This window comes from Micromonospora sp. LOL_014 (genome assembly GCF_048060245.1).
Taxonomy (GTDB): domain Bacteria; phylum Actinomycetota; class Actinomycetes; order Mycobacteriales; family Micromonosporaceae; genus Micromonospora_E.
Genome location: NZ_JBHMIP010000001.1, coordinates 35,516 through 56,731 on the forward strand (window position 1 = coordinate 35,516; position 21,216 = coordinate 56,731).

The 21,216-nt window shown below is 71.2% G+C and carries 17 protein-coding genes; 11 read left to right on the forward strand and 6 right to left on the reverse strand.

Annotated elements, in window-relative coordinates:
* Positions 1 to 30: 30 nt before the first annotated feature.
* The 3 genes from sepH to ACFHW1_RS00175 form a co-directional block, all read right to left on the reverse strand.
* Positions 31 to 1,098 carry a septation protein SepH gene (gene sepH, locus ACFHW1_RS00165; RefSeq protein ID WP_416551135.1) on the reverse strand — a complete coding sequence of 356 codons (1,068 nt, stop codon included), beginning with the start codon at positions 1,096 to 1,098 and terminating at the stop codon, positions 31 to 33.
* A gap of 279 nt (positions 1,099 to 1,377) precedes the next feature.
* On the reverse strand, positions 1,378 to 2,505 hold the full coding sequence (gene serC, locus ACFHW1_RS00170) for a phosphoserine transaminase (protein WP_416551136.1): 1,128 nt from the start codon (positions 2,503 to 2,505) through the stop codon (positions 1,378 to 1,380).
* Between the two features lie 158 nt (positions 2,506 to 2,663).
* The gene (locus ACFHW1_RS00175) at positions 2,664 to 3,770 is read right to left on the reverse strand and encodes a citrate synthase 2 (protein WP_123606312.1); all 1,107 of its coding nucleotides are present in this window, start codon (positions 3,768 to 3,770) and stop codon (positions 2,664 to 2,666) included.
* Positions 3,771 to 3,969: 199 nt separating this feature from the next.
* Between ACFHW1_RS00175 and pdxH the strand changes: the two genes are divergently transcribed.
* The 7 genes from pdxH to ACFHW1_RS00210 all read left to right on the forward strand — a co-directional run bounded on the left by pdxH (position 3,970) and on the right by ACFHW1_RS00210 (position 11,193).
* Entirely contained in the window at positions 3,970 to 4,629 is a 660-nt protein-coding gene (gene pdxH, locus ACFHW1_RS00180) for a pyridoxamine 5'-phosphate oxidase (protein ID WP_416551137.1), read from the forward strand.
* A gap of 85 nt (positions 4,630 to 4,714) precedes the next feature.
* Complete coding sequence (locus ACFHW1_RS00185; protein ID WP_416614594.1) at positions 4,715 to 5,680, forward strand: aldose 1-epimerase family protein; 966 nt, start codon at positions 4,715 to 4,717, stop codon at positions 5,678 to 5,680.
* Entirely contained in the window at positions 5,680 to 6,300 is a 621-nt protein-coding gene (locus ACFHW1_RS00190; RefSeq protein WP_416551396.1) for a nitroreductase family protein, read from the forward strand. Before ACFHW1_RS00185 ends, ACFHW1_RS00190 begins: the two co-directional genes overlap by 1 nt.
* 171 nt (positions 6,301 to 6,471) lie before the next feature.
* Complete coding sequence (locus ACFHW1_RS00195) at positions 6,472 to 6,783, forward strand: type II toxin-antitoxin system VapB family antitoxin (protein WP_416551139.1); 312 nt, start codon at positions 6,472 to 6,474, stop codon at positions 6,781 to 6,783.
* A 138-nt stretch (positions 6,784 to 6,921) separates the two neighbouring features.
* Positions 6,922 to 7,674 carry a DUF4230 domain-containing protein gene (locus tag ACFHW1_RS00200; protein WP_416567848.1) on the forward strand — a complete coding sequence of 251 codons (753 nt, stop codon included), beginning with the start codon at positions 6,922 to 6,924 and terminating at the stop codon, positions 7,672 to 7,674.
* 225 nt (positions 7,675 to 7,899) lie between these two features.
* The gene (locus tag ACFHW1_RS00205) at positions 7,900 to 9,126 is read left to right on the forward strand and encodes a glycosyltransferase family 2 protein (protein WP_416551141.1); all 1,227 of its coding nucleotides are present in this window, start codon (positions 7,900 to 7,902) and stop codon (positions 9,124 to 9,126) included.
* A 180-nt stretch (positions 9,127 to 9,306) separates the two neighbouring features.
* Positions 9,307 to 11,193 carry an arabinofuranosyltransferase gene (locus tag ACFHW1_RS00210; protein ID WP_416551142.1) on the forward strand — a complete coding sequence of 629 codons (1,887 nt, stop codon included), beginning with the start codon at positions 9,307 to 9,309 and terminating at the stop codon, positions 11,191 to 11,193.
* 49 nt (positions 11,194 to 11,242) lie between these two features.
* On the opposite strand, the gene ACFHW1_RS00215 is transcribed toward ACFHW1_RS00210, so the two are convergent.
* Positions 11,243 to 11,449, reverse strand: coding sequence for a PspC domain-containing protein (locus ACFHW1_RS00215; RefSeq protein WP_123607371.1), 207 nt, complete (start codon positions 11,447 to 11,449; stop codon positions 11,243 to 11,245).
* A gap of 439 nt (positions 11,450 to 11,888) precedes the next feature.
* Here ACFHW1_RS00215 and ACFHW1_RS00220 point away from each other — a divergent pair, with 439 nt between their 5' ends.
* Together ACFHW1_RS00220 and ACFHW1_RS00225 are read left to right on the forward strand one after the other, a co-directional pair.
* On the forward strand, positions 11,889 to 13,934 hold the full coding sequence (locus ACFHW1_RS00220; protein ID WP_416551143.1) for a DUF5941 domain-containing protein: 2,046 nt from the start codon (positions 11,889 to 11,891) through the stop codon (positions 13,932 to 13,934).
* The gene (locus tag ACFHW1_RS00225; RefSeq protein WP_416551144.1) at positions 13,931 to 16,144 is read left to right on the forward strand and encodes a bifunctional glycosyltransferase/CDP-glycerol:glycerophosphate glycerophosphotransferase; all 2,214 of its coding nucleotides are present in this window, start codon (positions 13,931 to 13,933) and stop codon (positions 16,142 to 16,144) included. Before ACFHW1_RS00220 ends, ACFHW1_RS00225 begins: the two co-directional genes overlap by 4 nt.
* Positions 16,145 to 16,177: 33 nt before the next feature.
* Here ACFHW1_RS00225 and ACFHW1_RS00230 read toward each other — a convergent pair whose 3' ends face one another.
* Entirely contained in the window at positions 16,178 to 17,776 is a 1,599-nt protein-coding gene (locus ACFHW1_RS00230; RefSeq protein ID WP_416551145.1) for a glycosyltransferase family 2 protein, read from the reverse strand.
* Positions 17,777 to 17,841: 65 nt separating this feature from the next.
* Between ACFHW1_RS00230 and ACFHW1_RS00235 the strand changes: the two genes are divergently transcribed.
* Both ACFHW1_RS00235 and ACFHW1_RS00240 read left to right on the forward strand, forming a co-directional pair.
* A complete protein-coding gene (locus ACFHW1_RS00235) occupies positions 17,842 to 18,384 on the forward strand; it encodes a hypothetical protein (RefSeq protein WP_416551146.1) in 543 nt (180 codons plus the stop codon).
* A complete protein-coding gene (locus tag ACFHW1_RS00240; RefSeq protein WP_416551147.1) occupies positions 18,381 to 19,559 on the forward strand; it encodes a glycosyltransferase in 1,179 nt (392 codons plus the stop codon). The genes ACFHW1_RS00235 and ACFHW1_RS00240 overlap by 4 nt, the downstream gene beginning before the upstream one ends.
* A 49-nt stretch (positions 19,560 to 19,608) precedes the next feature.
* Here ACFHW1_RS00240 and ACFHW1_RS00245 read toward each other — a convergent pair whose 3' ends face one another.
* On the reverse strand, positions 19,609 to 21,216 hold the full coding sequence (locus ACFHW1_RS00245) for a hypothetical protein (protein ID WP_416551148.1): 1,608 nt from the start codon (positions 21,214 to 21,216) through the stop codon (positions 19,609 to 19,611).

Here is a 21,216-nt window from a genome sequence, read left to right on the forward strand (position 1 = left end):
GGTCCCAGGCCGCCGGCGGCCGCCGACGGGTCAGGAACTCGCGCGGTCGGCCGGGCCGCTACCGAACAGGACGTCGTCCCAGCTCGGCAGTCGCTTGCGGGACTTGCCGGAGCTGTCGGCCGGGGTCTCGGTGGCACCGGACGCGGCGCGCCGGGGCCGCAGCACCGCCAGGGACGGCACCGCCGGGACCTCCTTGGGCGCGTCGGCGTCGTCGTCGAAGGCGGAACCCGTGCCGCCCCCGAGCAGGGCGGCGGCGCCGCCGGCCACCGGCCGCTGCCGGGGCATCTCGGCGTTGGCCGCCGGTTCCAGGCCGCGACCGGCCGCCGAACCGAGTGGTCGGTCCAGCGAGGCGAGCAGCGCGTCCCGCCCGGCCCGGATCGGGTCCCGGCTGGGTCGTGGCTGGTCACTCGGGGCAGCCGGGAGGCCGTGCCCGCCGCCCCGGCCCGGCTCGGCCCGCGACGGACCGGGCAGCGCGTGCCCGCCCCGCTCCGGCGCCGGCTCCTGACCGAGGATCTGGGTGGGCCGCTCAGTGCAGAGGTACTGCGCCATGTCGTCGTGCGGCGAGATCACCTGGCGGCTCTTGTCAAGCTCCCAGATGGCCTGGGCGGTGGCCTTGCCGGACGGCCAGGTGGCGATGATCCGCCAGGTGCCGTCGTCGCGCCGGTACGCGTCCCAGGAGATCTTCTCCGCGTCGATGCCGTGCTGGGCCAGCCGGCCGTCGACGACCTCGGCGAGCGGTGCACCCTTTTCGGAGTTCTTCAGCCTGGTACGCCGAGCGTGCTGGGCGAGCATGGCCCGCTCCTGCAGCACCGGTCCGGCGTAGCGCAGCACCCGGTCGACCGGCACCCCGGCGATCCGCGCGACGTCGTCGGCCGACTCGCCGGACCGGATCCGGGCCTGGATGTCCCGGGGGGACAGCGACGGCTGGGGATCGCCGGGCTGGCTGGCCACCGTCAACGTGGTCGAGCTGTCCGGGTCGGCCTGCACGGCGGTGGAGACGCGGTCGTCGATCGGTAGGGCGAGCAGTCGACCGACCTCGTCAGCGAGGACCAGGGCCTGACCGTCCTCGGAGAGGGCGACGAAGCGTACCGGGCGCATCGCGTTGCCTCCGTCCCGCTGAGCTGCCCCACGCCGCAAGGTCGACCCGCCCGCGACGTCCTCCGCACACGGTACGCCGATAAGTCACCTGATGGGAGTAGGCCACGCCGGGCATGTCGAGTGAGCTGCCCCGATCCGTCCACTGAGCGGGTCGGGTGGCGGACGGTGATCGAGCGTCGGCGATCACGGATGGTCGGTCGGCGGTTGATCGTCATCCTAGAGCAAACCGGCCGGTTCGGCGACAATCCACGCCGAACCGGCCTTATCGCCCGATATGCCTCAGAGTCGCTCGATCACAAAGTCGACGCAGGCGGTCAACGCCTCGACGTCGGCCGGGTCGATCGCGGGGAACAGCGCCATCCGTAGCTGGTTGCGGCCGAGCTTGCGGTACGGCTCGGTGTCCATGATGCCGTTGGCCCGAAGTACCTTGGCGATCTGGGCGGCGTCCACTCCGTCGACGAAGTCGATGGTCGCCACCACGTTCGACCGCAGTGCCGGATCGGTGACGAACGGGGTGGCCACTGCGGACCGCTGAGCCCAGCCGTAGATCGCCGCCGCGCTCTCCGCCGTCCGCTTCGCCGCCCAGGCCAGCCCACCCTGGGCGTTCATCCAGTCGGTCTGCTCGGCGGCGAGGAAGATCGTCGCCAGTGCCGGGGTGTTGTAGGTCTGCTCCAACCGCGAGTTGTCGATCGCGGTAACCAGGTCCAGGAACGCCGGGATGTACCGACCGGACGCCTTTACCTGGGCGGCCCGGTCCAGGGCAGCCGGCGACATCAGGGCCAGCCAGATGCCGCCGTCCGAACCGAAGCACTTCTGTGGGGCGAAGTAGTAGACGTCGGTCTCGGTCGGGTCGACCTCCAGGCCGCCGGCGCCGGATGTGGCGTCGACCAGCATCAGCGCACCGTCGTCGGCCCCGGCGACCCGCCGGATCGGCACCGCGACCCCGGTGGAGGTCTCGTTGTGCGGCGTCGCGTAGACGTCGACGCCCGCCTCGGCGACTAGGGTCGGGGCGCCGCCCGGCTCGGCCTTGTGCACCGTCGGCTCGCCGAGGAACGGCGCATCGCGTACCGCCTTGGCGAACTTGGCCCCGAACTCACCGAAGCTGGCGAACTGCGCCCGGTCGCGGACCAGACCGAACGTGGCGACCTCCCAGAACGCCGTGGTACCGCCGTTGCCGAGAACCACCTCGTAGCCATCGGGCAGCGCGAAGAACTCGGCGATGCCGCGCCGCAGCCGGGCCACCTCGTCGCGGACGGTGCGCTGCCGGTGGGAGGTGCCCAGGTAGCTGGTGGCGACCTCGGACAGCGCCTCGACGGCTGCCGGGCGGACCTTCGACGGGCCGCAGCCGAATCTGCCGTCGGCGGGCTTGATCTCGTCTGGGATGCGGATGGTCGCAACGTCAGCCACGGTGGTCAGCAGTCCTTCCAGAGGCGCTACGGGTCGACCAATCCTTGCACCCGACCGGCTGGCCCCGGGGTGTGGTCCCACGTCTGTGACTGAGGCGTGCCCCACATCCCCCGGGCCGGTGCCGGTGGGATCCGTACCGGATCAGGACCGATGCCGGATCAAACGTCGTGCGGGACCGCGTCCCAGCCGGCGACCTGCTGCGGCTTGCGCGGCTGCGGGCCGACGTACCGGGCGGACGGGCGGACCAGCCGCTTGAGCCGCTTCTGCTCCAGGATGTGGGCGCTCCAGCCGCCCATCCGGGCGCAGGTGAACATCGAGGTGAACATGTGCGCCGGCACCTCGGCGAAGTCGAGCACCACCGCCGACCAGAACTCGACGTTGGTCGCCAGCACCCGGTCCGGCTTGCGGTTGTGCAACTCCTCCAGAGCGGCCTTCTCCAGCGCCTCGGCAACCTCGTAGCGGGGCGCGCCAAGCTCCTTGGCGGTGCGGCGCAGCACCCGGGCGCGCGGGTCCTCGGCCCGGTACACCCGGTGACCGAACCCCATCAGCCGTTCGCCGCGGTCGAGCACGCCCTTGACGTACGACTCGGCGTCGCCGCTGCGCTCGACGCCCTCGATCATGTGCAGCACCCGGGACGGGGCACCACCGTGCAGCGGTCCGGAGAGCGCGCCGATGCCCGACGAGATGCAGGCGGCGGCGTCGGCTCCGGTGGAGGCGACCACCCGGGCGGTGAAGGTGGAGGCGTTCATGCCGTGTTCGGCGGCGGAGATGAAGTACGCGTCGACCGCCTTGACGTGCCGCGGGTCGGGCTCGCCACGCCACCGGCGCATGAACCGCTCGACGATGGTCTGCGCCTTGTCGATCTCCTTCTGCGGCACGGCCGGCAGACCGAGCCCCCGGGCCGACTGGGCGACGAACGACAACGCGGTGACCGACACCCGGGCCAGGTCCGCGCGGGCCTGCTCGTCGGAGATGTCGAGCAGCTGGGACAGCCCCCAGTACGGGGCGAGCATGGCGACCGCCGACTGCACGTCCACCCGGATGTCGCCGGAGTGCACCGGCACCGGGAACGGCTCGGCGGGCGGCAGACCCGGCCCGAACCGGCCGTCGACCAGCAGTGCCCAGACGTTGCCGAAGGAGACCTGTCCGATCAGATCCTCGATGTCGACGCCGCGGTACCGTAGGGCACCGCCCTCCTTGTCAGGCTCGGCGATTTCGGTCTCGAATGCGATCACACCTTCGAGACCCGGTTTGAAGTCGGACATATGGCTCTCCTGGTGGGGATTTGGCGGTGCTGCCCGAGCGCCCGGTAGAACTGCTGCAGGCTGCCCTGAACGGCTTTCACTGACGTCCGTGTGCTGCGGTGACTGGTCGTTCGTACCCGGTGGGTGACCGGTTGTTCGTGCCTGGTGGGTACCCAGCGTAAGTTCGGTGCCAGGGGTAGCCCTAGTTCAGGAGAGCGACGTGACGGGAGACACACCACGACCGAGTCTGCCGCGTCGTGACTATCGCGGTGCCCCGGAACTGCGTCGCCGCGGCCTCGCCGTCGACTGGCACACCCAGTTCGCCCGGTGGTTCGCCGACGCGGTGGCGGCCGGGTTGCCGGAGCCGAATGCGATGGTGCTGGCCACGGCCGACGTCGATGGGCGACCGAGTACCCGGACGGTGCTGATGAAAGGGTACGACGAGACGGGGATCGTCTTCTTCACCAACTACCGGTCCCGCAAGGGCACCGAGGCCACCGACAATCCCTCGGTCAGCCTGCTCTTTCCATGGTTCGCGATGTCCCGGCAGGTGGAGGTACGTGGGGTGGTGGCACCGATCCCCCGGGCGCAGACCGAGGCGTACTTCGCCACCCGGCCGCGCGGCTCCCAGCTCGGCGCCTGGGCCAGCCCGCAGTCGCGGGTGGTGCCGGACCGCGCGGCGGTCGACGCCGGTCTGGCCGCCGCCCGGCGGCGGTTCCCGGAGCCGACCGCGGTGCCACCGCCGCCGCACTGGGGCGGCCTGCGGGTGACGCCGTGGACCGTCGAGTTCTGGCAGGGTCGGGCCGACCGGCTGCACGACCGGTTGCGGTACCGCCGGGATGCCGGCGGTGGCTGGTCGATCGAGCGGATCGCACCGTAGCGCAACCTTTAATTTACTCTTAGCTATTGTGGATCATTGGCCGGCGGGTGACCCGCGAGCTGGATCGAACCGTTATCGTCGCCGCATGGACAACGTCGATGCACGTCCGGGCCCGCCGTCCGGAGCGCAGTGGACGATCGCGGCGGACGGGCACGAGGCCGTCGTGGTCGAGGTAGGTGGCGGGCTGCGGGCGTACCGCGCCGGTGGGGTCGACTACGTCGACGGGTACGCCGAGGACGAGCTCTGTGTCGGCGGTGCCGGCCAGGTCCTGGCTCCGTGGCCGAACCGGATCCGCGACGGCCGCTACACCTTCGCCGAGATCACCCGGCAGCTGCACCTGTCCGAGCCGGACCGGCACACCGCGCTGCACGGGCTGGTCTGCTGGCTGCCCTGGCAACTGATCAGCAAGACAGCCGACGAAGTGGTGGTCGGCTGTACCCTCTTCCCGCACCCAGGCTACCCGTGGTCGCTGGTGCTGCGTACCCGCTGGGCGGTCGGCGCCGACGGACTGCGGGTGACCCATCAGGTGACCAACGCCAGCGCCGAGCCGGCACCGTTCGGGCTCGGGGTCCATCCGTACCTGCGGCTGCCGGACACCGTCGTTGACGACCTGACCCTGCACCTGCCGGCCCGCAGCCGGCTGCTGGTGGACGGCCGGCTGCTGCCGATCGGTGCGGCGAAGGTGGCCGGTGGCGAGTACGACTTCACCAAGCCGCGGCGGATCGGTCCGGTGGTGCTGGACACCGCGTTCGGCGATCTTGACCGGGATTCGTCGGGCGGCTCCGCGGTCCGGTTGTCCAACCAGGATGGATCGGACGGCGTGACGCTCTGGGCCGACGCCGCCTTTGACTGGTGGCAGCTGTTCAGCGGGGACACCCTCGCGGAGCCGCGCTACCGGCGGTCGGTGGCGGTCGAGCCGATGACCTGCCCGCCGGACGCGTTCCGGTCCGGGCGGGACCTGATCGTCCTGGCGCCGGCCGAGACCTGGCAGGCGAGCTGGGGCATCCGGCCGGGGCAGGAGCCGGCGGGACCGGGACCGGAGGGCCGGTGATGGAGTTCCGCGACGCGGTACGTAGGCGGCGGATGGTCCGCAACTACGATCCGGACCGCCCGGTACCGCCCGAGATCGTCGACCGGTTGCTGGAGCACGCCATCCACGCGCCGTCGGCAGGGTTCTCCCAGGGCTGGGGATTCCTGGTGCTGGACCGGCCGGACGACCGGGCGGCGTTCTGGGCGGCGACCACCCCGGTGGCGGCGGACCCGGACACCGAGCGGCGCAGCCGCTGGCTGGCCGGCATGACCCAGGCGCCACTGATCATCGTCCCGCACGCCAACCGGTCGGCGTACCTGGACCGGTACGCCCAGCCGGACAAGGGTTGGACCGACCGCGACGAGGCGCGCTGGCCGGTGCCGTACTGGCACATCGACACCGGGTTCGCGGCGCTGCTGATGCTGCTGACCGCCGTGGACGAAGGGCTGGGAGCCTGCTTCTTCGGCATCCCGCCGGAGCGCACGCCGAATTTCCGGGAGGCGTTCGGCGTGCCGGACGAGTTCGTCCCGATCGGTGCGATCACTGTCGGCTACCGGGCACCCGACTCGCGTTCCCCGTCGCTGCGTCGCGGTCGCCGTCCGGTCGACGAGGTGGTTCACCGTGGCCGATGGAACGGTTGACCGGGGCCGGTTGCGGGCGGTGACGCTGCGGTACGGGCCGCAGGATCGCTCCGACTGGTCGCGGCAGGTCGCTACCCTGGCAGACGCGCTGGCGTACGGTGGCGTCCGGCCGGCGGGTGGCGGTTCGGCAGACAGACGGTCCGGTAGGCGACATGGGAGGAGCGCGCCGTCGTGATCTTCAAAGCGGTGCGGGACGGTCGTCCTTACCCTGAGCACGGTCTGACCTTGAAGCAGTGGGCGGAGATTCCGCCCCGCCCGCTGCGGCTCGATCAACTGATCACCACCAAGCGGGAGCTGGCGCTGGACAAGCTGCTCGCCGAGGACTCGACGTTCTACGGCGACCTCTTCCCGCACGTGGTGCAGTGGGACGGCGGTCTCTACCTGGAGGACGGCCTGCACCGTGCCCTGCGGGCCGCGCTTCAGCAGCGCAACCAGATCCACGCCCGGGTGTACCTGCTCATCCAGCAGCGGGCCGCCGGCTGACCTGCCGGCCCGGCCCGATTCGTCCGCCGGGCGCGATGATCCGCCGGTCGGCTCCGGATGCGGTTGTCGTACCGGGGCCGTACGGTGAATCCAGACGTCCCGGCGGTGGGCCGGCGTCTGGTGAGGACGGTGATGTGGATGTCCCGTAGCGGCGATGTCAACACTCCTACTCAGGAGTTTCCGGAGTATCCCGAGGGTTCGCCGGAGCCGGCCAGGCCGGTCGAGCCGGCTACGCCGCCGGCGGAGTCCGGCGGACGTCGGCGCGGGCTGCTCGGGCTCGCCGCCATCGTCGGCCTGGTCGTGGTGCTGCTGCTGTCCTCCCAGGCCGCCGGGTTGCTACCGAACTGGCGCAACCCCTTCGCCCAACAGGAGACCGATCGCACCCAGCCGCCGGTGCTGCAGTCGATCCAGGATCTCAGCCGGTTCGTCGCGGCGGAGGGCAACTATCAGGTCGTCGTCGACCTTGAGCAGGACCGACGGTACGTGCCCGATTTCCTGCTCAACGAACGAACCCTGTTCGTCGGGGTCGGAACGGTCGAGGCATACGTCGATTTCGGGCAAATTGGCGAGGAAGCCATATCTACCTCTGAGGATGGTCTTTCTGCGCAGATCGAGTTGCCGGCCCCACAGTTGACCGACGCGGATCTCGATCTCGACAACAGTTATGTCTTCGCCGAGGAGCGTGGCCTGCTCAACCGTCTCGGTGAGGTGTTCGGCGGTGACCCGAACCGGCGGCAGCAGGTCTACCAGTTGGCCGAGGACCGAATCACGGCCGCCGCCCGGGAGAGCGGGATCGCCGGGCGGGCCGAGGAGAACACCCGCAAGATGCTGACGGGGCTGCTGCGCTCTCTGGGATACGAGGAAAGCTCAGTCACCTTTGTGGCGCCATAGCTATTTCTGTAGGCTGAAACCGCCCGTGAAGGGTGGTGATCCGCCGGACCGAATCATCCTTCGGCCCAGCGTTTTCTGTCCGGGGGTGGGCACTCGTTCCGCGTGGGTCGCGCTAGAGTGCAGTCGAGGGCCGGATCCGCAGAAGCAGCGGGCCAGAAAATGAAATTGACTCATGACTGGTACGGCGGCCTGGCTGTGGTCAGTCTCTAATTCGGGGGTGCACCCGTGGCGCGTTCGGTGCGCAACGACGAGGTCGAGGTCACTGTCCTTCTGCCGTGTCTGAATGAGGCGGAGACGCTGGAGGTGTGCATCCGCAAGGCCCGCCGGTCCCTCGACGAGCTCGGGGTCCGGGGCGAGGTCCTGGTCAGCGACAACGGCTCCACCGACGGCTCACAGGAAATCGCCGTACGCGCCGGTGCCCGGGTGTCGCACGCCCCCATGCGCGGCTACGGCGGAGCACTGATCAACGGCGTCGAGCAGGCCCGCGGTCGGTACGTCATCATGGCTGACGCCGACGACTCGTACGACCTTTCCGACCTTGGACCTTTCATTCATGAACTGCGGCGCGGTCGGGACGTGGTGATGGGGAACCGGTTCCGTGGCGGTATAGCCGACGGTGCGATGCCGTTTCTGCACCGCCATCTCGGCAACCCGGTGCTCTCCTGGCTGGGTCGTCGGTTGTTCAACCTGAATGTGGGTGATTTTCACTGCGGGATCCGTGGGTTCAACCGGGACCGGGTCCGGCAGTTGCAACTGTGCATGCCGGGCATGGAATTCGCCTCCGAACTGGTCGTCCGGGCCGCGCTCAACGGCTACGACATCACCGAGGTGCCGACCACCCTGCGCCCCGACGGCCGGAGCCGGCCACCCCACCTGCGGACCTGGCGGGACGGCTGGCGTCACCTGCGGTTCCTACTGGTATTCGCCCCCCGGAAGATGCTGATCTGGCCCGGTGCGGTGCTGTTCACGGTCGGCCTGATCGGCACCGTAACGTTGGCCGTCGGCCCGTTGGTCGTCGGCGGGATCGGTTTCGACGTCAGCACCCTCGTCTACACCTGTCTCGCCATGCTCGCCGGCGCACAGTTGTTGCTCTTCGGGGCGTTCGCGCTGATCTACGGCAGATACGAGGGCATCACCGACCTGCGACAGTCCGACCGGTGGAGCCGGTACGTCAGACTGGAGACCTGCACGGCCGGCGGGTTCGCGTTGATCCTGCTGGGTCTGGCCGGCACCATCCTGGCGGTCGCCACCTGGGGTGCGACCGGCTTCGGCGCCCAGGACGCGAGTGAGACCATGCGGGTAGTGCTGCCCTCCTCGACCGCGATCGGCCTAGGCGCGACACTGATCTTCGCCGGGCTCTTCTCCAGCCTGCTCAGCCTGCGGCGGGTCTCCGTCGCCGTGGCCGATCAGCAGATATCGGAGCCCGGCCCGCTGGTCGCCAGCACCCACTGACCGAGACGGCCCGCCGATGCGCGACATAGCCGGCGCGCGTCACGACAACGAACGGTTCCGCGGAGCACCATGACTGTCGAGACATCCCCGGCCGGCGCTGGCGAGCCGTCCGGCCGGGAGGTCGGTTTGCCCGGCCGGGGGTCAGGCTCGCAAGGCCGGACGGCATCGGGCCGGATCCCGGTGCAGGACAATCCGGACGGATCTCGTAGACCGGAGTCAGCGCCAGGGCCGGGGCGGCCCCGGGCCAGCCGGTTGCCGGCACTGGCCGGCCGGCCGGGGCTGCTCGCCGTACTGACCTGGCTGGTGGCCACACCGGTGGCGGTCGTGCTGCCGTCGGTGGCGCGCGCCGACCCCTTCACGGTGGCCGGTCGGGCGCTGCCGGTCGCCAGTGGCCTGCTCCTGGTCTGCCTCGGCGGACTGGCCGCTGCCGCCGTCCAGCGATGGCAGCCCACCGCGATGCCGGCGCTGGCCGGGGTCAGCGCCGGCCTGGCCTCGGCCTGGCTGGCGCTGATCCTGCGGGCCGCGCTGTACGGCACCCCGTTCGGCTTCGGTGGCCTGTCCGGGGACATGCTGCGGATGACCGCCACCGCCACCCGGTACACGGTCACCGTGGCCAGCGCGGACACCACGGTGCCCGGGCTGCCGTCGGAGTACCCGCCGCTGTACGCCTGGTTGGTCGGCCGGGCGGCGGTGCTGCTCGACCAGCCGGCCTGGCGGTTGCTCGGCGCCGCCGAGGTGCTGTTCGTCTCGGCGTCGGTGCTGGTCGGTTTCCTGCTGTGGCGCCGCCAGGTGGGTCCCTGGGCGGCGCTGGCGATCTCCTGCGTGGGGGTGCTGGCCTGGTCCGACCCGCGGAAGGCGTACGAGGTCCTCGCCTTGATGGTCTTCATCCCGTGGGTGCTGGAGACCTTCACCCGTCCGCCTCGCAGCCGGCTGCACTGGCTGGCCTGCGGGCTGCTCGGGGGTCTGCTGGTGGTGCTCTACCAGGCCTGGCTGGTCTACGGGGCGCTCGGCCTCGCGGTGATCGTCGGGTTGGCCTGGCGGGCCGAGCCGGACCGGTGGGCGTACCTGCGGCGGCTGCTGCTGGTCGCCGCGGTCGCCGCCGTCTCGTCGGCGTGGTACGTGCTGCCGTACCTGTGGGCGTTGACCACCGGCGGCGGCGGACAGCTGGTTTCCGACCTGTTCGTGTCGCCGTACTACCTCGACAATCTGCTGCCGTTTCTGGAGCGGGGCGACCTGCCGCTGCGTGGCCTGCAGCTGGCCGGCCTGGTGGGCTCGGTGTGGCTGATCCGGTCGACCTGGTGGGCCCGGCCGCTGCTGCTGATCGCCGCCGGTGCGTTCGCCTACCGGCTGCTGTCGCTGGTGCGGTTCGTGCTGACCGGGCACACCGCCTTCGCGCACTACACGGCCCGGCTGTACGGCGTCGTACTGGCTGTCGCCGGGGTGCTGACCCTGGTGCACGCGGTGCCGCTGCTGCTGCGCCGGCTGCGGATCAGTCCGCCGGTCGGGCTGGCCGGCGTGCCGCTGGCGGTGCTGCTGGCCTGGGCGGTGCCGGTCTACTCCACGAACTGGATGCCGGGCACCGACGGTTCCGGTTCGGGGTACGCGGCGGCGGCGCACGCCGAGCCGCTGCCCGGCGGCGGCTATCCCCGGTACGCGCCCGACACCGGCCGCGCTGACTGGTTCCCGGTCGAGCCGGTTCGTCGAGCGGTTGAGCAGGTCATCGGGCCGGACCCGGACCGAGTCACCCTCAGCGTCGACGAACGGCTTTTCTCGTACCTGCCGTGGCCCGGCTACCTGAGCAACGACCGGACCGCGGCGGGCACCCTGTCCCGGTGGGACGAACGCCGGGCCGAGCTGCGCGATCTGGCCGACCAGGAGGACCCGGCGGCGTTCGCCGCCGAGTCTGCGGCGACCGCGTTCGGGCCGATCGACATCTTCGTCCTGACCCGCGACGGCGACGAGCTGGTCTGGCGGGACCTGCAATTCCATCGCGACCAGTTCGACCCGCGCTACTGGGTGGTCCGCGACGACCTGCCGGGACAGGTCGTGGTCTCGATCCGTCGGTGACGGGTCGTCAGCGGTCCCTGATGGCGGGCGCTAGCCGGGGACGGGGCGGTCAGTACGACGTAGCGAGGTTGCGGTCCTCGTTTGGCATCACGATCCACAGCGCCAGGTAAATGATCACCTGGGTGCCGGGCAGCAGCAGGGAGAGCAGGAAGATCAACCGCACCATTCCCGCTGAGATGCCGAACCGTTGGCCGAGCCCGGCGCAGACGCCGGCAATCATCCTTCCGTTGCGGGGACGTACCAGTTTGCGGCTCATCGGACGCTCCTTCGGGTGTCGTTTGCTGGCCGGTCTGCCACGTTCCACGGTAGGTACGCCGGGAGGCGGCGACCTCGGTCCACGGACCGATTCGCGGCGTGGCCCCCGTACGGCGCTACCCTGACTGATTCAAGATCATTCAGGGAGCCATGCCGAGGTGGCGTCATCTCACGGACGTGCGAGCTACCCGCTTTGTTCACCGACTGCTAATCTTGCCGGCGTTGCCCACGCCGACGGTGCCCCTACTCGCGTCGGTGCGCTCGGGCGACGCCACCCCTCTGAGCGCCTCGCGCGCTCGTCTAGACGGAAGCGCGCGAATGTGACACTGGCGATCCTCATTTCGGCGGACCGGGCTTCTGCTACCCCGGCCAGCGTTGATTCCGGAGAGTTGCGTACGGTAAGTGGATCGTCGCTCAATGGGCATCTCCGGGAGCAGCTCGTGGCTGCCGGCGCCGACGAGGTGTGGCCGACGGAAGCAGCCGGCGTCGCCGACCTTGTTGAGCAGGCCATTGGACCGGTCCTGCTGTGCGCCACCGACGTGGTCGCCCACACCGAGGCGATTCGACTGCTCGCCGTGGCGCCGGCCGAGACGACCCGGGCGATGCTGCTGCCCGCTGTGGACGGCTCCGGCGGTGGTCGGGTCGCCGCAGCCAGCGCGCTGCGTGGTCGTATCGTCGCCGTCACCCCCGATCCGGCCACCACCGACCGGCTTCCGCTCTTCGGCGGCGTACTGCGGGTCGGCGTCGGTGACCTGCCCGCGTTGGCCACGGCGGCCCGGGCCGCCGCCACCCGGCGACTGCCTCCGGGTACCCACCCGCTGGACGCGATCCTCGCCGAGTTCGTTGCCGGCGGCGCCGCCGTCGGGGCGTACCCGCTGCGTCACCTGGTGGCCCGGCGGGTCGCCGATCAGGTCGAGCTGTCCAACGCCGAGGCCCGGATCCGTGCTGTCGACCCCGATCAAGCCCGACTGCGCCTCGCGGTCAAGGAACAGGACGACCTGTTCGCCACCTATTTCGTGAGCAGCTGGTCACCAAGGGTTGTGAAGCTTGCGGCGTGGATCGGGTTGAGCCCGACCGGGGTCACCGCCATCTCGGTCGCGTTCGCCGCCGCCGCCGCGCTGTTGTTCGCCGTCGGTGACCGGCCGCTGCTGCTGCTCGGTGCGGTTCTGCTCTATCTCGGCTTCGTGCTCGACTGCGTCGACGGCCAACTGGCCCGCTACACCGGCCGGTTCAGCGCGTTCGGCGGTTGGCTGGACACCATCGCCGACCGGGGCAAGGAGTACCTGGTCTACGCGGGGCTCGGCGTCGGTGTACACCAGGCGGGACTGGCCGGTGGGTGGGCGGCCGACGGATGGGTGCTGGCCACCGCAGCGATCGTGTTGCAGACCGTCCGGCACATGACCGACGCCTGGTACGGGGCGCTGCACGACGAAGCCGCCCACCGGACGCCGAGCCGACCGGCCACCGGCGCGTCGGCGGGCGGGGTCGGCGGTCGGCTCAGCCAGGTCTCCGATCGCGTGCTCGCCGGGCCGCGCTCGCCGATCTACTGGGCGAAACGGACCATCGTCTTTCCGATCGGCGAGCGGTGGGCACTGATCGCCGTCACCGTGGTGCTGTTCGGCCCGCTGGTCAGCCTGTGGGCCGTACTCGGCTGGGGGATGCTCGCGGCCATCTGGACGGCGGGCCTGCGGACCCTGCGGGCCCGGTCGATGCGGGTCCCGGTACTGGCGGCGGTGGACACCGCGAATCACCGTGACGACGGTTTCCTGGCCGGTCGGATCGCCAATCTGCGGACCGGCCGGTCCCCCGCCGGGCAGTTGCCCCTCGCGGTGGCCGCCGCCGGGACAGCCGCGATCCTGTTGGCCCTGACCACGACCGGTGTGCTGTCCGGTGCCGGCGCTGTCCTCGTCGGCGCGGCGGCCCTGCTGGCGGCCGGCTCGGCCAGCGCGGCCCGGCCGGCCACCGGCGCGCTCGACTGGCTGGTGCCGGCGGCGCTGCGGGCGGCCGAACTTCTCTTCGTCGTCGCGGCCGGCGTGGTCGCCGGCGTACCGGCCGCGGTCACCTACGGACTGCTGCTGATCCTCGCCCTGCACCACTACGATTTGACCGCCCGGCTGGAGAAACGGCTCGACGGACCACCGCTGCGCCGGTGGAGCCTCGGCTGGGACGGCCGAGTACTGCTGCTCGCCGTCGCCGCTGCCGGACCGGCGCTGGTCGCCGCCGGGCTGCCCACGACGGTCACCCCGGTCGCGGTGACCACCGGTGTGGTTGCCGCGTTCGCCGGCTACCTGATGCTGCACTTCCTCGTGACCGCGGTCGTCGACCACCGACCGTCGGCACCGGGTCGAGCAGCGGACCACCGCCCGCCGGGCGCCGTCGCCCGGGTCCCGGCACCCCGCCGGCCGCCGGCCATGCCGGCCGGTCCGGCTCCCTCCCTCCGCCCCGCCGGCCGCTCCGCCGGCACGATCGCAGGTGATGACCGATGACGTTGATCAGTATCGTTGTGCCGGTGTACAAGGTGCAGGGCTACCTGCGGGAGTGCCTTGACTCCATCCTCGGGCAGTCGTTCACCGACGTCGAGGTGATCGCGGTCGACGACTGCTCGCCGGACACCTCCGGGCAGATCCTCGCCGAGTACGCCGCCCGCGACCCCCGGCTGACCGTACTGTCGCTGCCGGCCAACGTCGGTTTGGGCAAGGCCCGAAACGCCGGCCTGGACGCGGCGACCGGCGAGTACGTCTGGTTCCTGGACAGCGACGACTGGCTGACCGACGGCGCGCTGCGGGCGGTCGCCAACCGGCTCCGCGACACCACGCCCGACGTGCTGATCGTCGACCACGTGCGGGTCTTCTGGAACAACTACCAGGCGGGTAGCGCGCTGCGCCAGGCGTTCCCGACCTCGCCCGGTGCCGAGGTGTTCAACGTACGGACCCGGCCAGAGACGCTCAAGGTCCTGCACACCGCCTGGAACAAGGTCACCCGTCGGGAATTCCTGGTCGATCTCGGGCTGCGGTTCGAGGCGGGCTGGTACGAGGACGTGTCGTTCACCTTCCCGCTGCTGGTCGCGGCCGAGCGGGTCACCATACTCGACCGGGCGTGCGTCAACTACCGGCAGCGCCGCACCGGGGCGATCACCCGGACCCGCAGCGCCCGGCACTTCGAGATGTTCGACCACTGGGGCAACACCTTCGACTGGTTGGATGCCCGCGGCCCGCAGGCCGACCCGGTCCGGCCCGAGCTGTTCGGTCTGATGATCTCCCACTATCTGATGGTGCTGGGACACGGCGGTCGGCTGCCCCGCGAGCTGCACCGGGAGTTCTTCGCCCGGGCCCACGCCGACTACCAGCGGCGGCTGCCGGCCGGCGGTTACCCCGAGCCGGACGGCGTGGAAGGGCTGAAGCGGCGGCTGCTGGCCGCCAACCGGTGGCGTACCTTCGCCGCGTTGCGGGCCGGCCAGCAGGTCCGCAAGAAGCTGCCCTCGGTCAGCCGACGGTTCGGCCGGCCGGTCAAACGGCGGCTGATCAACCTGGCCCGGGCCGGCCGGCGGGTGTTGCTGCGTGGCTACTACCGGCTGCAGCTGCGGCTGCCGATGGACCAGTCGCTGGCGCTGTACGCCGCGTACTGGTATCGGGGCTACAGCTGCAACCCGGCGGCGATCCACGCCAAGGCGGCGCAGATCGCCCCGCAGATCAAGAGCGTCTGGGTGGTCCGTCGGGACCGGGCCTCGAGCATGCCGCCCGGGGTGCCGTACGTCATCGCCGGCACCTGGCGCTACTACCGGGCCCTTGCCCGGTCGAAGTGGCTGATCAACAACGTGAACTTTCCCGACTACGTGCGCAAGCGGTCCGGTTCGGTGCACGTGCAGACCCACCACGGCACGCCGGTCAAGGTGATGGGCCTGGACCAGCAGCGGCACCCGATCGGTGCCACCTCGATGAACTTCTCCCTGCTGCTGCGCCGGGTGGACCGGTGGGACTACAGCGTCAGCGCCAACCACTTCTCCACCCAGATGTGGGAGCGCGCCTACCCGGCCGGCTTCGAGTCGCTCGACACCGGCTATCCGCGCAACGACCGGCTGGCACTGGCCACCGACGCGGAGGTGGCCGCGGCCCGGGAGGCGCTCGGCATCGCTCCCGGTGAGCGGGTGGTGCTCTACCTGCCGACCCACCGCGAACACCAGCCCGGCTGGCGGCCCGACTTCGACGCCGACGCGTTCGCCGAGGTCCTCGGCCCGGACGCCTGGTTGCTGATCCGCAGCCACTACTTCCACGACCGGCAGCGGACCGGCCAGGCACCCAACGCGCCGGCCAGCGGTCGGGTCCGGGACGTGTCGGCGCACCCGGTGGTCGAGGACCTGTACCTCGCCGCCGACGTGCTGATCACGGACTACTCGTCGGCGATGTTCGACTACGCGATCCTGGACCGCCCGATTGTGATCTACGCGCCGGACGCCGCGGCGTACGCGATGACGCGGGGCGTCTACTTCGACATCACCGCGGAACCCCCGGGAGCGGTCGCCACCACCTTCGGGCACCTGCTGGACGTGTTCCGTACCGGGGCGGTCGACGACGACGCCGCGGCCAAGGCCCGGACCCAGTTCCGGGGGCGGTTCTGCCACCTCGACGACGGGCACGCCGCCGAGCGGGTGGTCCGCCGCGCGCTGCTCGGCGAACCGGCACCGCCGGCGGCCAGCTGATGCCGGGTGGGGGCGGGCGACCGGCGGTGCCGGTTAACTGTCGGTGCGGCGGGAGGTCAGCCGCCGCTGCCCGGTCCGTGCCGTCTGCCATGCCCGGCGGAGCAGGTTCCGGCTCTGCCGGGCACCCATCTCGGACAGCCACTGCGGGCTGCGGGCCAGGGTGCCGGTGGTTCCGTCGGTGACGACAAGCGTCGGCCCGGCGGCGCCCGGCGTCAGCCAGAGCACCCGGGTGCCGACCCGGGTCGGTCGGGTGCCGAGGGTGCCTCGGCCGCCGCGCTCCGGCCCCGGCGGTACGGCGTACTCGCGGCCGCTGTCCCGGACGACCAGCCGGACCGGGTACCGGCCGGAGGCCAGTTCGCCGACAGTCAGCCGGCAGGACCAGCGCAGGTCGTTGCCCTTGCGGTACTCGACGGTGACCGGTTGGCGGAGCAGCCCGTCCCCGATCTCCAGCAGCAGGTCGGAGCGGACCTGACCGGGTTCGCCGTCGATGCCGGCACAGCGCACCGTGCCCTGAACGGTGACCGTCGGACCGGTACCCGGCCCGCTGCCGCGCAGGCCCTGCACACTGACCGTCATCTCATTGACCCGCAGCAGGTCGCGGTAGGTGTCGAAGTCGGGGTGCCCGAGGTACGGCTGGCCGGCGTGCACCCGCAGCGGTCGGCTGGAACGCGGCCGGCGTACTGTCGCGGCGTCCTGCTCGTAGATCGCGACGGCGCGCAACCCGGCCCCGGCGTTGCCGACGAACTCGCTGGCCACATCGATCGGGAGGTCCTTGAAGAGGCTGTGCATCCGGGCGGTGAACTCGGCGAGCTGATCGTCGTCGCAGCCGGCCGCCGCCCGCCACGCGTAGTGCAGCTGCATGTAGGCGATCCACCGGTACACCGCTTCGCGGTCGTCGGAGCGCAGGTCACGCACCTCGTCGGCGAGCCGCTCGATGATGGTCAGATGCTGCATGATCCGGGCCGGCTGGCTGCGGGAATCCATCAGCGAGGAATTGTCCCCCCGCTGCCGGTAGAGGTAGCTCAGCCGGGGAGTGAGGATCGTCCGGGGCGACCTGGCCAGCAACGGAATGGTGAACAGCACGTCCTCGAACGCGGTGCCCTCGGTGAACTTGACGCCGACCGCGTCGACCAGATCCCGGCGGAAGATCTTGTTGCAGGCCGACGGGTTGCCGACCAGGTCCGGGGCGTGCGCGATGTGCTCGACGACCCGTTCACCGATGAGCAGTTCACGACGCCAGGCGGGGTTCGGCCGGGGCGGCAGCCCTTGCATGTCGCCGACGGCGATCGCCGCCTCGTGGTGGTCGGCGAGCCCGGTCAGGTGACTGAGCGCGCCGTCCGGGTAGATGTCGTCCGAGTCGAGAAATGCCAGGTAGCGGCCGGTGGCGAGGCGCACGCCATGATTGCGGGCCGCGCCGAGCCCGGCGTTGTCCTGCCGGACGTAGCGCACCGCGGTGGCCTGACCGGCGTACCGCTGGGCGATCTCGGCTGATCCGTCAGTCGAGCCGTCGTCGACCACGACGACCTCGATCAGGTCCCGACCAGGCTGGCGTTCGATGGATCCGAGCGCTTCCGCGAGCCATTTCTCTGTGTTGTAGACCGGCACGACGATGCTGACCGTCGGGGATGGCACCGCGTTCACCTCACGTCACGACTGGGTAATCTGGATCGGTGACCCTGATTCGTAGAGTACGTCGCGTGCTGCGCCCGGCACGGCGGATGGTTGGTCGGCTACAGCGCATGGCCGGCCGGCCAGCGGCGCAACTCTACAGCCCGAACGTTACCGCGAGCGACGTTCGTCTTCTCGTCGGCGTCGCCGAGCGCAAGGGTGATCGTCAGGGCGTAACGGCGGCCCTGCTCCGGCTGGTGCAGCGCGGGGCGGCGAACGAGACCGAGCAGCGGCGGGTCCGGTCCGTCGGCGTCGGCGCTGCGGCCCCGGTCGCCGACCCGCCGCCCGCGGGTCGACCGGGCGGCGACGCCGTCCGGCTCACCCTGCACCGACCCGATCCGGCAGCCCCGATCGAGGCCACCGTCACCGGCCGAGCCGCACCGCTTTCGTACTGGCGTCCTGCCTGGGCAGGGCTGCCGTCCGACCTGCGAGACCAGCTCACCGCCAGTGTCCTCACCCGACTCGCCGCGACCGGCGGCGTCACCGAGGTGCGCGCCGACGACCCGGCCAGCACATCCGTCGCCCGAGCGGTCGCCGCCGGCACCGGCGCACGATACGGTGGGCAGCCGTGATCGTTCCCTGGCGCCGTGGCACCTCGGCCGGACACCTGCTTGACGACGCGCTGAGCGCGCTGGCCGCCGCCGACTGGTCCGACACCGACCGCCCCCCGGTCGCCTGGCTGCACTGGCCGGTCGACACGGCCAATCCGTACCAATCGTTGCTGTACAGCCGGTTCTCCCAGCACAACCTGACGCCGATGCGGGTCCGCCGGCTCGACCAGCTGGACAAGCTGCTGCCCGCACTGCCCGACGGCATCGGCCGGGTGCTGCATGTGCACTGGCTCTACGACGTCACCTCCGGTTGCACCACCACCGGCCAGGCCGAAGCTGCGGTCGATGCCTTCGCCAAGCGGCTGGACACCCTGCGCGACCAGGGCGTACGGCTGGTCTGGACGGTGCACAACCTGCTTCCGCACGAGACCGTGCACCGGGCGACCGAAACCCGGCTGCGCCAGGTGATGCTCGCCGCCGCCGACGTGGTGCACCTGATGCACGACAGCCACCTCGACATCCTGCGGGACACTTTCGGAGCCGAGCCCCGACGCGTGGTGTTCGCCCCGCACCCCACCTTCGCCGGCGCCTATCCGGACTGGGTGGACCGGCCCGCCGCCCGCAGCCATCTCGGCATTCCGCTCGGCGCCCGGGTGCTGGTTACCTTCGGGCAGGTCCGGCCGTACAAGGGGCACGGCGACTTCCTTGACGCGCTCGACGTCGCGGTCCGGCACGACCCGCGGCTGCGCTGGCTGGTCGCCGGCAAGGTACGCGAGGAGGCCGGCGGCCCCGAGTTCATGCGCCGGGCCGCCGAGCACCCGGCGGTGATCTTCCATCCCGGCTTCGCGCCCGACACCGACGTGCAGTACTTCCTGCGGGCGGCCGACGCCGCCGTCTACCCGTACCGGTCGTCGCTGAACTCCGGCGCGCTGGCGCTGACCGCCGGATTCGGCCTGCCGGCGTACGTGTCGACCGGCACTACCGTCGGTGGTCTGCTGCCGGACGCCGCGCTGCGCCGGTTCGACCTGTCCGACCCGGACAAGACCGCCGAGACGATCACCGAGTCCGGTGGGGCCTGGGACCGTGCCGAGCCGGTCCGCGCGGCGGTCCGTGACCACGTCGAAGCCCTGTCTCCGGCGAAGGTCAGCGCCCGGTTCGCGGCCGAGTTGCGGCGGCACCTCGACCCGCTGGCGTGACAGGGCGCCCAGTGACCGGCGACCCTGCCGACTGGTCGCGCCGCCGGACTCAGCCGGCGCTGTACGCGTACCGGGCGGCCCGTTCGGCCAACCACAGCCACCGGCGCTGCACCGCCCCGCTGGTAGCGGCGACCATGCCGAGCGCGTCGGTGCGCACCCGGTCCAGCGCGACGGCGTCAGCCGCCGGGGCGTCGAGCAGCCCGGCGCCGTCGCGAAACGCCTCCGCCTCGGCCTCGCCACCGAAGCGGGGAGCGACCTCGTCGCGCCAGAAGTCCGCCCAGTCCAGCTCCGGGTTCCAGCTGAACCGGGCGTACGCCAGATAGCCGATCTCGTTCGTCGGGTGGTAGGCACCCGCCTCGCCGAAGATGGTCAGCCCCCGCATGCCGGCCACGCCGACCCGGGCCGCCATGTCGGCGTACAGCTGCGGCACCCAGGAGTGCCGCTGCCGGTTCCACTGCGATCCGGCGTGGGTACGCAGCACGTTCGTCGAGTGCGGTAGCGCTTCGACGTGCGCGGCGGTCAGCCGGTCCCGGTTGTCGTACCAGAATCCCCGGTTGACGCAGTACTGGTAGGCCACGTCGTCGGGCAGGTCGGCCAGCGGACGCTGTGCCGGCAGGTCGAAGATGTTGTCCCAGTAGACCTCGACCAGGTGCCGCAGCGGCACCCCGGCGGGCCCGGTACGCCGGGCCGTGTCCAGCAGCGTCGGGTAGACCGACCGCATCGCCTCGTACGACCAGGAGGTGCGTTCACCGCCGGTGCGCCGGGTGCACCGAGCGCAGGCGCAACTGCCGTAGTCGCCGGTCTCGAAGTTGATCCCGCCCACCGGGATCGTCTCCAGCAGCCAGTCGACGGCGTCGCGATTCCAGGCCAGATTGTCCGGCTGCGACGGGCAGGCGGCCATCATGTACTCGCTGGCCGGGAAGTGCAGATCGCCGAACTCATCGATGTCAAAGCCAATCTTCTTCGGCAGCTCGGCGGCCAGCTCGGGGCGTTGCCGCAGCCAGGTCGCCAGGTTGTAGCGGTGCCGGCCGTCGAAGTAGATGCCGCCGTAGGCGTTGACCCCGATCCCGGCGATGATCCGCACGCCCCGCTCGTTGGCGTACCCGCACAGGTCGCGGGCCGCGTCGACACCGCCGTGCGCGTCGCGCAGCAGCCCGTACACGACGATCCCGCCGATCCGTTCCCGGCTGCAGAAGTCGACCAGTCGCCGGTAGTCGGCGCCGAACGCGTCGGCTGACTTGGCGTACGGGTTGAGCGCGCCGATCTCCTGTAGGCCGAGCTGGCGCAGATCCCAGTTGGTCGAGTGGTCCCAGGTCCACAGGGTGCGCAGTGCCAGCCCGGGTGCCTGCTCCCGTACCCCCACCGGGACCTGGCGTTCGGTGGCCAGCTCGGTCAGCTCCCGGGCGGCGTAGATCAGGCCGGCGAACGGGTCGCCGGTCAGCCGGACTCCACCGTCACCGGTCGCGTCCGCACCCGGCCCGCCACCGGCCGGAACTTCGATCCGGTAGGTGCCCTCCGGCAGCGCCGGGTCGGCGTCGAGGTGCACCGGCACCCCGTCGGTGGAGCTGCCGAAGGTCTCGGCGAGCAGCCGGGCGGCGTACGGCGCGGATTCGGCACCGCGTACCTGGACTCCGGCGATCCGGCGTAACTGCGACAT

Excerpts from the sequence above, each read along its gene's own strand:
- ACFHW1_RS00225 (WP_416551144.1), top strand. The coding sequence starts at position 13,931 with ATGACGTTGATCAGTATCGTTGTGCCGGTGTACAAGGTGCAGGGCTAC.
- ACFHW1_RS00245 (WP_416551148.1), bottom strand. The coding sequence starts at position 21,216 with ATGTCGCAGTTACGCCGGATCGCCGGAGTCCAGGTACGCGGTGCCGAA.
- ACFHW1_RS00190 (WP_416551396.1), top strand. The coding sequence starts at position 5,680 with ATGGAGTTCCGCGACGCGGTACGTAGGCGGCGGATGGTCCGCAACTAC.
- ACFHW1_RS00175 (WP_123606312.1), bottom strand. The coding sequence starts at position 3,770 with ATGTCCGACTTCAAACCGGGTCTCGAAGGTGTGATCGCATTCGAGACC.
- ACFHW1_RS00200 (WP_416567848.1), top strand. The coding sequence starts at position 6,922 with ATGTCCCGTAGCGGCGATGTCAACACTCCTACTCAGGAGTTTCCGGAG.
- ACFHW1_RS00215 (WP_123607371.1), bottom strand. The coding sequence starts at position 11,449 with ATGAGCCGCAAACTGGTACGTCCCCGCAACGGAAGGATGATTGCCGGC.
- sepH (WP_416551135.1), bottom strand. The coding sequence starts at position 1,098 with ATGCGCCCGGTACGCTTCGTCGCCCTCTCCGAGGACGGTCAGGCCCTG.
- ACFHW1_RS00185 (WP_416614594.1), top strand. The coding sequence starts at position 4,715 with ATGGACAACGTCGATGCACGTCCGGGCCCGCCGTCCGGAGCGCAGTGG.